This window comes from Pseudoalteromonas sp. c7(2019), assembly GCF_011378625.1.
Classification (GTDB): Bacteria; Pseudomonadota; Gammaproteobacteria; order Enterobacterales; family Alteromonadaceae; genus Pseudoalteromonas; species Pseudoalteromonas arctica.
Genome location: NZ_WTKS01000012.1, coordinates 113,691 through 125,077, shown reverse-complemented (window position 1 = coordinate 125,077; position 11,387 = coordinate 113,691). Strand labels below are relative to the sequence as shown.

Genomic DNA, 11,387 nt, shown 5'->3' with positions numbered 1-11,387 from the left:
TATCTATTAGTCATATTGCCTTTTTATACGACATCAACAACTTATATCTTAAAGCTTAATAAACAACCTCGGTGCGTTCACTTAGTTGGCTAGAGTTTTACTGATTAAAGGATAAAAAATGGCAATGCTGGAATATATTATTTATCACGCCATACCCTAACGCATAGTCGCTAAATTGAACAAACCAACTTAATTAAAAACACTTAAACGGGTATAATACCTAACTTCGTATAATTCGCGCTGAATTTGAGTGCTTTGGAATGCAGCTTTGCTATATAAATTACTACCCGCTTTAAATTTAAGATTTCTTATATTGCTACTCGCATTCTCTGCAGCACTGAGCACATTGATAGGGAGTTTTTATTCTACCTATCAGGTTCAAAAAGAGCAGTTAACATCATATACGCTAAAAAGTAATTTAGCCTATGCACAAAAATTAGCCTCCGCAACTGATAACTTTTTAAAGTCTGCGCTTCAGCAGCTTGAATACTCAGCTAAAATTATTGAGCAATCACCAAATAACTCCAAATTATTAAACGATGAAGCCATTCGTTTAAATCATCAAACGGATAGCTTTAACTCTGTTGTGATTAATTTACATGGCGTAGTTGCAGCGACGTCGCCTCACTTTGAAAGTTTAATAGGCCAAAAAATACAGTCTCCAGGAGCAATAGAAGCACTAAAAGAAAAACGCCCATTAATTAGTGAGCCTTATTTATCGGCAGCTGATAATTTAATTGTTTTTATATCGCACCCGCTATTTGATTCTGAAGATAAGTATTTAGGTTATATTGGGGGCTCTCTTTATTTAAAAGAGAAAAATATTTTAAATGAGCTTTTAGAACAACATTACTACAAAGGTGGTTCGTACCTTTATGTTGTTAGCTCAAATAAGCGCATTTTATATCACCCAGAACCTGCCAGAATCGGCAACGTTATTGCTAACAATGCTGTGATTGACGCTGTTATAGGTGGCGAAATAGGCACTTCAACGGTTATTAATAGCTTAAATAAGCCGATGCTCGCAGGCTACGCACCCATTACTTTATCTAAATGGGGAATAGTGGCGCAAAGACCATTAGAATCAACGCTCTCTTCGCTAGATACATTAACTATTGAAGTCATTGAACAAACAATACCTATGGCATTAGTCACATTTATTTTTATTGGTTTATTCGCACACTTTATAGCAAGGCCGCTAAAGCGATTAGCCGATAACGCAAATACACTCGATGATCCAAAAAGCTTAGAAAAACTTAAAAGCGTGAAGTCGTGGTATTTTGAAAGTCAAAAACTGAAGTTAGCGATGTTAAGAGAGGTTACTTTATTACAAGCACAAATAGGTGTGCTACGCCATGACTCACAAACAGATCCCTTAACAGATACGCATAACAGAAGAAGCTTAAACGGCCTACTTAACCAGCTTATGCTAAAGCAAACCCCATTCGCTATATTAGAAATTGATATCGACTTTTTTAAACGTGTTAACGATACTTTTGGACATGGTAAAGGCGACGAAACTTTAGTTTCGCTAACAAATATAATTAAAAAACTATCAAGAAGAGACGACATAGTATCAAGAATCGGCGGTGAAGAATTTGTTCTTGTGCTACCAAATGAAAACAGCCAAAGTGCCTATAAAATAGCAGAGCGTTTACGTAAAACAGTAGAATCGACAGAAATAAACACCATTGGAACAATCACTATTTCTATAGGTATTGCAACCTGGCCTGAGCATAGTACTGATATTGCACAAGTATATAAATGTGCCGATAAGGCGCTATACCATGCTAAAGAGGATGGTCGTAACCGATGCGTAGTGGCCGATATTAGCTAACCACAGCTTTGTTAAGTAATACTCTGTATTACCTTAAATTGATAAATACTTTACACAGAGTGCATGAGTTTATTAAGCCAGCCATCTGCTTTTGATGGCTTGTAAATCATTGCTATGCCTTTGCTATAGTGACTGTTAACCCCCTTTACAGTTATTTTTGTAAGCGCTAAGTCATCAATCACAAAATTTGGTAAATACGCTAATGCCAAAGCAGTTTTACTACCAAACTAACTTTTTAAAACCCGTTATATGTTGAAAAATCACGACTAATAAAACACAAAAATGCATTTTCATTAGTAAAACTAACGCAGCAACAAGGCTTGGTAATTCATAAAATACAAAGTAAACCAAGCTATGACTCGTTAAGATTAGTGCCGCTTACTCAGGGGGAGTATACCGGGGAATTAGAGTGCGACAGCGCAATAAATACAACGCTTGCAAGTAAGCTAACGGCATGTTTTAAAAACGCCCCCAGCTATTTAGAAACCCAAGACTTTGCGATTAATTAATTTATAAATAACGGCGATTTTGGCTTTAAAGTGCTGTTTATATAAAGTGTTAATGGGCATTAAGTATGTAGAAGTGTACCTGAATATACTCACCATTAAGTAATTTGACTTGAGTAAATATGTGGCAGGCAAACGCTGCATACCCATGCAGCGTTTATTGCCATTTGTTTAGCCCTAATTAAAACTGATAGCTTACCCTTGCTGAAAAGTTACGCCCAGATTGGGTGTATTGGCTAAAATCAGCACTTTGCGATTGACCTGCAATCAACTCAAAAGGTACATATTCTTTATCGAGCAAGTTAAGTACACCTACATTTAGCTGCCACGCTTGCCATTCGTAGTTTGCGTATAAATCAACAACGCCGTAGCCATGCCCTTGCGTAGTTTTATCATCGTTTGCATCAAGTACTACATCCGATTGCGATTTAGCTAAACGCAACGCAGCGGTCCAGTTAATATTACCCAGCTCTGTACTTAACAATATTGAGCCATTTAACGGGCTAATGCTGGTAAGTGGCTGATCGGTTTCTTTATTTTCACCATCAACGTAGGCCACATTTGCCTCAAGCAGAATATTTTCAGCAACATACACGGCAATTCCGGCTTCTACACCGCTTATTTGTGTTTCGCTAATATTTTGATACTGATACAGAGTTTTGTTTACGCCAGGAATGTACGTTGGCTCAACACCTACTACGGCGGTTTCAATAAAATCATCGAATGCTGCATAAAAAGCACTTAAATTTACGCTAATATCGCTGCTTGCGTACCTAAGCCCAAGCTCAAATGAGTCGCTGCTTTCTGGGTCTAAATCGGCATTTGGTAGTATTTGATAAAACGGTTCAACGCCGTGGCTTTGATAGGCTTGGTCGTGTGGTGGTATTTTAAAGCCTCGTACGTATTGCCCATACCACGATAAGTTATCATCCACTTGATATATAACACCTAGCTTAGGCGAAAAAGCAGATTCGGTAATATCATCAAGCTGCGCATCGGCATATAGCTCATCACTTTTAGCTTCTAGGGTGTAGTAATCATATCGCACGCCTGCAATAACCGACCATGCGCTGTTTTTAAACGAAATACTGTCTTGCACATAAGCGCCAATTAAAGAGGTGTCAGCCCCCGGAAACGCTTTTTGTTTTTGGTCTGTAAAATCAACCATGCCATCGGCTAAAACACGTGTTTTTAAACGTGGGCGGGTGGTATCGTATAAATCGATATCAACTCCGTATACCACTTCGTGATCGGTGGTTTCTCCTTTAAGCCCTTTATTAAATACTGCTTTTAAACCTAAAATATTTTGCTCAAAACGATAGTCGTTATAATCGGTGTAGGTGCTTGCGCCACTAATTGCATCGCTTTGTTGCTCGTAACTACTATAAGACACTTGCCCGTACCATTTATCAAACGCAGCTGTAGCTACTTCTGAATGATAATCTAGCGCCAGTGACCAACTAGTGTCGTCTTCCTCGGTTTCTTGAACCGTGGGGGTTATTACTTGCTCAATTGTTTGATTAAAATAATCAAGGGTGTATTTAAGTGTGCGTTTTTCATCAAGCTGTTGTTCAAATTTAACTAATAAAGCGTCCGACTTTGCATCATAACCGGGTAAGTTTTCGTCGTAATTTTGTACTTCTTCGCTGTCGCGATGGCTATAAACTGCGCTTACTGCAAAGTCGCCTAAGTCTTTTGCACCGGTAATATCAGCAGCAATTTGGTTACTTTGACCTTGATACCCCAGTGCCATTTTTACATAGCTGCTGTTATCTTTTAGATAATCGCTTGGATCTTTAGTGGTTATAACCACAATGCCACCGAGTGCGTCAGAGCCATATAAAGACGATGCAGCACCTTTGGCTACTTCTACTTGTTTTACGCCTGCTACATCAAAGTAATTGCGGCCAACTAAATAGCCCCCTCCGCCTGCATAACCATCGTTGGTGCGTCGGCCATCTTTTATAAATACAACACGGTTACCACCAACACCACGTACAGTAAGTGTTTGCGCGCCTGCACCACTGCCTGTGGTTGCAATGCTTGAATCGTATTTAAACATGGTTTGTAAATCTACAGCTAGCTGGCGCTCTATATCTTGCTCGGTAATAACCGTTACTGAGCCAGTTACATCTTTAAGCTTTTGCTCAAACCGCGATCCACTCACAACAATATGATCGTCAATTATGTTTTCGGCAAATGCAGTGCCCGATCCGAGTAATAAGGTTGCTATAGCAGTAAATTTAAATGTAGAGGGCTTCATTTTAACTCCAAATGATAATAGTTATTATTTATGGCGAGGATGTTACAACTAAGTCAAATTAAGATCAATTAATTATGATAATCATTTTCATTTAGATTTAACTAGTTATAATAGCCGAAAAATAAAAGCCGGAGTTTGTAATGAAATACCTATTTATATTGTTTGCTTTAGTCGCTCAACCTGCACTTGCACAGGAGCGCGTTATTAGTGCTGGCGGCACCCTTACAGAAATAATTTATGCGCTGGGCAAGCAAAGTACCCTCGTAGCAGTTGATCAATCGAGCATGTACCCACAGCAAGCTACGCAATTACCACAAGTGGGTTATTACCGCGATTTAGCGGCAGAAGGCGTGCTTTCTATGCGCCCAACAACCTTGTTAGCGCTTGAAGGAGCAGGGCGAAGCCAAGCACTTAAACAAATTGAGGCAACAGGGGTTAAACTAATTCATTATAAAAAGCCCACCTCAGTTAATGAGCTACTTGAGCTAATTAAACGCCTTGGTACCGATTTAGACGCCAAGCAAAAAGCGCAATCGCTTATTACGCACATTACAGACTCATTACCTGAAAAAGCAAAAGCGCAGACACACAGCGCGCTATTTTTACTCTCAGCTAATGAGCGCGGGCTTGTTGCCGCAGGGCAAGAAACCGTCCCTAATTTATTATTTAGCTATGCGGGCATTACTAATATAGGCGCTACACATTCAGGCTTTAAAGTAATTAATACCGAAGTACTTGCTGTAAATCAGCCTGACTTTTTAGTTGCGCCAAAGCATGTTGTACAAAGCATTGGCGGCAAGCAGGCTTTTTGTAAGCAACCGAACCTACGCTTATTAAAAGCTGCGCAAAGCTGTAACTTACTTGTTATGGATAGCCTGCTTTCGCTTGGCATGTCGCCACGTATTGCCACAGCAATTAATGAGCTTAACGAGTATAAAACCCGCTTATGAATACCCTAGCATTGAGCCGCTTTGTGCCCATAATACTTAGCCAAACTCATAAATGGATGCTATTAGCCTCTGTTTGTATTTTTGCTTTGGCGCTACTAAGCATAGGATACGGCCCTGCAGGATGGGATTGGCGTTTAGCTATTGCTTGGCTTGCGCCCGAGTACTTTAATCAGTTTGATGCACTGCAAATAAATGTCGTAATGCAAATACGTTTGCCGCGTTTTGTGCTTGCTGTATTAGTAGGGTTGGTACTTGCCCAAACAGGGGCGGCAACCCAAGCGCTTTGCCGTAACCCGCTGGCAGACCCATCTATTATTGGCATTAGTGCAGGTGCGGCAATGGTTGCAGTGGCGTTTATTGCACTTAGCGCGCAGTTTAATTTTAACGCTCAGTTGTATTTACCTTATGCGTCGTTTTTAGGGGCGCTTGGTGTTACCTCGCTGGTATATTTTATTGCCAAGCAGCAGGGGCAAATTAATATCACCACACTTATATTGGTAGGAGTCGCTATTAACGCGTTAGCATTCGCTGTTATTGGGCTACTGAGTTTTTTTGCCGACGATAGCGCGCTACGATTAATAAATTATTGGACCATGGGCTCATTAGGCGGAGCAAGCTGGAGCACGATTATTCAAGCTGTGCCGTTACTGTTTATTAGCCTAGTTGGCCTGTGGCGGTTAAAAAACCCCATGAACTTACTCCTTATTGGCGAGTCACAAGCTCAGTACCTAGGAGTAGATACCAATAAGCTTAAATTGTATGTCATTATACTCGTTGCATTAGGGGTAGGTGCGGTTGTAGCGCTTACCGGTTTAATAGGGTTTGTTGGCTTGGTAGTCCCGCATATTGCCCGCTTAATGGTGGGGCCGCATTTACGTAATATGCTGCCGCTTTGTATGTTAATTGGCGTACTGGTATTGCTACTTTCTGACTGGCTAGCACGCATTGTGATCATGCCATCAGAGCTACCCATTGGCATTATTACCGCGCTATTGGGTGCGCCATTGTTTATTTATTTAATAGTGAAAAATAAGCGAGGTTGGTCATGATCGCGTTTAACAACCTAAGCGTTGGCTTTGATAATCACAGCGTTTTAAACGCTATTGATGGCAGCGCTAAACAAGGGCAACTTGTCGCACTACTTGGTGAAAATGGCGCAGGTAAATCTACCTTGCTGCATACCTTAGCAGGTATGCACTCCTTTACAGGCAGTGTACTTTTTAATGCTAAGCCGCTGGCCTCTCACGCTAAAAAACGCCTTGCAACACAGCGCGCAGTTATGATGCAAGCTAACCACGTAGGGTTTGATTTTAATGTATTTGAGCTTATTGCAATGGGTCGCTATCCGTATGTAGAGTCATTAAAAATGCAAAGCGAAAAAGTACATAAATATGCCGCTATTATGGATTTAAACCAGTATTTAACTCGCCGCGTAAGTGCGCTTTCGGGCGGAGAGCAACAACGTGTTCATATGGCGCGTACTTTAGCCCAGCTCGATGCCTTTACACAATCGGCTGAGCCAAAACTAATGCTGCTCGACGAGCCTACATCAGCACTTGATATGCGCCACCAACATGCTTTGCTCAGCTGCGTTAAAACCTTTGTAGAGCAGGGCAACAGCGCCATTATTGCAATACACAATCTAAATTTAGCCAGCCTTTATGCAACCGACGCTATTTTACTGCACAACAAAAAAGTGTTGCAAAGTGGGCCTATAAACACCGTATTAACAGAACAAAACTTACAACAAATGTACGCCATGAAACTGCACGTAAATCCTCATCCTTATAACGATGCACCCATGGTTTTTTCTCAACGTCAGGAGTTTTTATGAGAGAGCAAGCATTAAACGATGCACGCACCTTGGTTTACAAAACCAATGCGGGTGTCATGTCGACTATTTCTAATAATTTACGCGGCTACCCGTTTGGCTCAGTAACCCCCTATATGTGCGACGAACAAGGCCGTGTTTACTTTTTTATTAGCGATATAGCCCAGCACACTAAAAATCTAAAGCACGACTCACGTATGAGCCTTACCGTATTTGACGCCGCCGACAGTGGCGATCAAAACGAGCACGGCCGCGTAACGCTCGTAGGTGATGGCTCTGTTGTGCCAAGTGAGCAAGCACACACTTTACTTGATAACTATATTGCCCTATACCCCGAAGCCGCTAGCTATCGCAATGCGCACAACTTTCAATTATGGCAATTAGACGTAATTCGTGTGCGTTACATTGGCGGTTTTGGCAAAATATTTTGGCTTGAGCAAAACGAATGGCAATACGAGGCAAAAAACTGGGATGAAAACCAGCAGCAAAGCATGATAAGTCACATGAACGATGACCATCAAGATGCTATGTCGCTCATATTAATGCAGCACTACAGCGTAGCTGATAACACCCCAATAATGAGCGGCCTATTACCCACTGGTTTTTATATACAAAGCCAAAAGCGTAATTACTTTATTAACTTTAATACCCAGTGCAACAGCCCGTTAGAGGTTCGTAAAGCGCTGGTTGCGCTAACCAATCAAGCCCGAAATAACTAAACTAAATACATGACGACATAGTTAACCTGAGCCCTGGTTAAGAGATTCACTAACTATGTCGTTATTTTATAAGCAAGCTGTTTGCTCGCCTCGTTTGGCTAACGCTTTAAAAGCGGCTTGCTGATGTTCTTTTTGTACATAACGGGGTGGCAAAGGGTTAACTTGCAACTGATATCCTGTTTGGTTAGATTGCACACTTGTAACCGGCGATATCCACACAACCTTAAGCTCTGGCGCTAAACGCTTAATAACACGCGCTATTCCTTCGCCATTTTTCACATGAAAATCGCCCGCTATATGCATTACCTGCGTATCTTTATGATTATTTAAATAGTTAACGATAGACTCCCCCATGGTTTCATCCCAGGTAACTTGCGCAGCATAGTAATTTTCGTTTTGACTTGGCGTGCCATGGTGCATTGAGGTCATAAAACGTTGTTTATAATCACTTGCTGAGGTATCCATAGTGGCTGCAATGAAGCTCTGCTGTGTTTCATCAAGTTTATTTACATAACTTATGCCTTGCCTGCCAATACAGGTAACAATATTTTTAGGGGCATTTGCAGCAATTACATCGCTATTGTTCGTTTTTGCCAGCTCTACCAGCGCACGGTAATCACTTTTGTAGTTAGGCCACGCTTGGGTGTTATCAATTAAGTATTGCTCACCAATTTCACTCTTAACGTACTGGTTTAAAGTATGCTGATCCGCGCGGCTAAATTGCTCAAGCGACAGCGCAGTGCGTTTATTACTTTTGCTTAATTGCTCAAATAACTCAGTCTGAAATAAATGCACGCCCGGATGCGTATGCCATTCACCCACTAAAACCACATCGGCATTTAATAGCTTGGGCTCTAATAATACAGAGCTAACAGGCTTTGCTTGTGCATTATAAAGTGCTGAGTAATAAAGCGATGAGCTTTTATCAGGCACCGTGGCTGTTGTGCTACAACCACTCAAACCCGTAACTAACGCCAGAGTTAACATAGACTTATTCATACACACCTTTAAAACCCTTTAATGCAAATAATTATCAATATCATATACTTGTAATACCTATTAAGCCAGCCAAACTGCTGCTTACTAACATAATCAAGGAAATGAGCGAAACGCGCATTTATATGCCTTAACTTTGCTTGTAAATATTAAATAGCTTTTGATAGCAATGCCTTAGGTAATTTGTTAAAACTGTATAAAGTAGAAACATGAGCGTGACAACCGCAGGAATATACGCAAAATTGTTGTGCTTTTAAGTTCTAGATTGAATTATAGGAGATCTAATTGAGTATTGAATTTTTAGAAACGGATTTCGATAAGGTTAGCTACCTTTTGAATTTGCTCACTGCAAGAGCAACTGGACTTGCATCTGACTCAGGTGAATTTGAAGCATTACGCTCTGAATTGCTGAGTAATTCTAATCTTGCACCAATGCTTCCTCAGTGGTTACGACAGCACCGTAATTTAGATTCATTTTGGGGGTTTATTCAGCCAAAATTTAGTAGTTACGCCGAAAGACGTACGTATTTATCTGGTGAGTTCACACCAATATTAGATCAATTGGAGTTCGGGGAACCAACTCAGGGAGTAATGCCAACTACTACAAATACACCAGTGCCTCCAGCTAAAGAAGTTCCTCGTAACAAACGGAAAGTGTTTATTGTTCATGGACATAACAACGAAGTAAAACAAGAAGTAAGTCGCTTTGTCGAGCAACTTGGTTTAGAAGCTATTATCCTGCATGAGCAAGCTAACGCAGGAATGACAATTATTGAAAAAATTGAACATTATTCAAATGATGCTGATTTTGCTCTTGTTTTATATACTCCATGTGATTTAGGGAGAGCTATAACAGAGCCAAACCCTCCAAAAAATAGAGCACGACAAAATGTAGTGTTTGAACATGGTTACCTTATTGCGAAGCTTGGTCGAGAAAATGTCTGCCCTTTAGTTAAAGGGGCTCTTGAAACTCCAAATGATATAAGTGGTGTTTTATATGTCACTATTGATGATCCTGGTGCATGGAAAAACCAAGTAGCAAAAGAGTTAGTTCAATGTGGCTACACTTTAAAATCATTTTTCTAATAAGTATCAAAGACTAACGCTTACACAGGCGCTAGGCACTGGAGAAGGTTTAATAGATGGAACCAAATTATTCAGAATATTCTATTACTGAATTGCAAGAAGCTATCACGTCTATTGATAGGGCTTTGTACCCTGAACGCTTTGAGCTATTAAAAGCCGAACTATTAAATAGAGACGAGGAAGAGCATAATGCTTCTCAATTAGTAAGTCTTTCATCAAAGGACTTACTTATTAAGCTCAGCAATGCATTTTTTGTAATTCCGTTGATGATCTATGTAGGAGTAGATGCACTTAATAGCGGTGAAATACTCCTTAAAGGAGCAGCTATATCAAAAAATGAAAACTTTATATTATTTACATTAAGCGTAATGTTTTGTTTTTTAATCTCAGCGGTACTTACATGTAGCCTGTTTGTGGATAAGAGCAAAAGTTCCTGACAAATACATTATGTCGTTCATAAATTCACTAGGACACAGTTCGATTGGTAGTGTTTTTCTCGAGGTTGATAATATTTTCAACTCAGGGCAAAACATGCTGCACAAGCTAAGCAAAAACAAGTTATAGAGAATAAGAAGACGGTGAAGTGTATTTAAAAACTCTATAACTGAAACAAAAAGGCCGCAGTAATAAATACTGCGGTCTTTGTTTTTAGCTAAGTGCTATTTAGTAAGCGCCTGCGCTGTAAATAAGCTCGTAGCTGTGGCTGTAAATCTCAAGGATGTTACCAAACGGGTCTTCCATGTAGATCATGCGATACGGCTTTTCACCCGGGTAGTAATAACGAGGGGCTTCCATACGTTTTTTACCGCCAGCTTCTACAATACGCTCAGCTAAACCTTCTACATCAGGGTCTTGAACACAAAAATGGAAGATGCCTGTTTTCCAATATTCAAAATTGTCTTTTGGGTTTTCTTGGTTTTTAAATTCGAAAATTTCGACACCAATACGATCCCCTGTAGATAGGTGCGCTATTTTGAATTTTTCCCACTTTTCGCCAAATACTTCTGTGCACATTTCGCCGATTGGGCTTTTGTCTTCGGTAATTAAAGTCGGTTCCATTATGGTGTACCAACCCATAACCTTAGTGTAAAACTCGACTGCTTTTTCAACGTCGGGAACCGAAATACCAATGTGCGAAAAACTACGTGGATATGTATGACTCATAATGCTTCCTCTTTAACTTGTGACTTATCTTGTGA

General features: G+C 40.3%; 11 protein-coding genes. 8 read left to right on the top strand and 3 right to left on the bottom strand.

All coding sequences use genetic code 11. The features are described from left to right. Positions 1 to 313: 313 nt before the first annotated feature. Both GQR38_RS14300 and GQR38_RS14295 read left to right on the top strand, forming a co-directional pair. Complete coding sequence (locus GQR38_RS14300; protein WP_165721988.1) at positions 314 to 1,837, top strand: sensor domain-containing diguanylate cyclase; 1,524 nt, start codon at positions 314 to 316, stop codon at positions 1,835 to 1,837. 320 nt (positions 1,838 to 2,157) lie between these two features. Further along, positions 2,158 to 2,346 carry a hypothetical protein gene (locus GQR38_RS14295; RefSeq protein ID WP_165721989.1) on the top strand — a complete coding sequence of 63 codons (189 nt, stop codon included), beginning with the start codon at positions 2,158 to 2,160 and terminating at the stop codon, positions 2,344 to 2,346. Between the two features lie 178 nt (positions 2,347 to 2,524). Here the strand turns inward: GQR38_RS14295 and GQR38_RS14290 are convergent, their stop codons facing one another. Then, the gene (locus GQR38_RS14290) at positions 2,525 to 4,606 is read right to left on the bottom strand and encodes a TonB-dependent hemoglobin/transferrin/lactoferrin family receptor (protein ID WP_165721990.1); all 2,082 of its coding nucleotides are present in this window, start codon (positions 4,604 to 4,606) and stop codon (positions 2,525 to 2,527) included. 140 nt (positions 4,607 to 4,746) lie between these two features. Here GQR38_RS14290 and GQR38_RS14285 point away from each other — a divergent pair, with 140 nt between their 5' ends. Genes GQR38_RS14285 through GQR38_RS14270 form a run of 4 tightly spaced genes read left to right on the top strand, consistent with a single transcriptional unit; the run spans position 4,747 to position 8,106 of the window. Continuing rightward, positions 4,747 to 5,556 (top strand): ABC transporter substrate-binding protein, encoded by an 810-nt coding sequence (locus GQR38_RS14285; protein WP_165721991.1) that lies wholly within the window; start codon positions 4,747 to 4,749, stop codon positions 5,554 to 5,556. Beyond that, entirely contained in the window at positions 5,553 to 6,605 is a 1,053-nt protein-coding gene (locus GQR38_RS14280; protein ID WP_165721992.1) for an iron ABC transporter permease, read from the top strand. The genes GQR38_RS14285 and GQR38_RS14280 overlap by 4 nt, the downstream gene beginning before the upstream one ends. Then, complete coding sequence (locus GQR38_RS14275) at positions 6,602 to 7,390, top strand: ATP-binding cassette domain-containing protein (RefSeq protein WP_165721993.1); 789 nt, start codon at positions 6,602 to 6,604, stop codon at positions 7,388 to 7,390. Before GQR38_RS14280 ends, GQR38_RS14275 begins: the two co-directional genes overlap by 4 nt. Next, complete coding sequence (locus tag GQR38_RS14270; protein ID WP_165721994.1) at positions 7,387 to 8,106, top strand: DUF2470 domain-containing protein; 720 nt, start codon at positions 7,387 to 7,389, stop codon at positions 8,104 to 8,106. Before GQR38_RS14275 ends, GQR38_RS14270 begins: the two co-directional genes overlap by 4 nt. Before the next feature lie 66 nt (positions 8,107 to 8,172). Here the strand turns inward: GQR38_RS14270 and GQR38_RS14265 are convergent, their stop codons facing one another. Next, positions 8,173 to 9,105 (bottom strand): ChaN family lipoprotein, encoded by a 933-nt coding sequence (locus GQR38_RS14265; protein ID WP_165721995.1) that lies wholly within the window; start codon positions 9,103 to 9,105, stop codon positions 8,173 to 8,175. Between the two features lie 282 nt (positions 9,106 to 9,387). On the opposite strand from GQR38_RS14265, the gene GQR38_RS14260 reads away from it, so the two are divergent. Beyond that, positions 9,388 to 10,188 carry a nucleotide-binding protein gene (locus tag GQR38_RS14260; RefSeq protein ID WP_010552897.1) on the top strand — a complete coding sequence of 267 codons (801 nt, stop codon included), beginning with the start codon at positions 9,388 to 9,390 and terminating at the stop codon, positions 10,186 to 10,188. A 56-nt stretch (positions 10,189 to 10,244) separates the two neighbouring features. Further along, entirely contained in the window at positions 10,245 to 10,625 is a 381-nt protein-coding gene (locus GQR38_RS14255; RefSeq protein WP_010552898.1) for a hypothetical protein, read from the top strand. A gap of 226 nt (positions 10,626 to 10,851) precedes the next feature. On the opposite strand, the gene GQR38_RS14250 is transcribed toward GQR38_RS14255, so the two are convergent. Continuing rightward, complete coding sequence (locus tag GQR38_RS14250; RefSeq protein ID WP_002959229.1) at positions 10,852 to 11,352, bottom strand: lactoylglutathione lyase family protein; 501 nt, start codon at positions 11,350 to 11,352, stop codon at positions 10,852 to 10,854. Positions 11,353 to 11,387 lie beyond the last annotated feature (35 nt).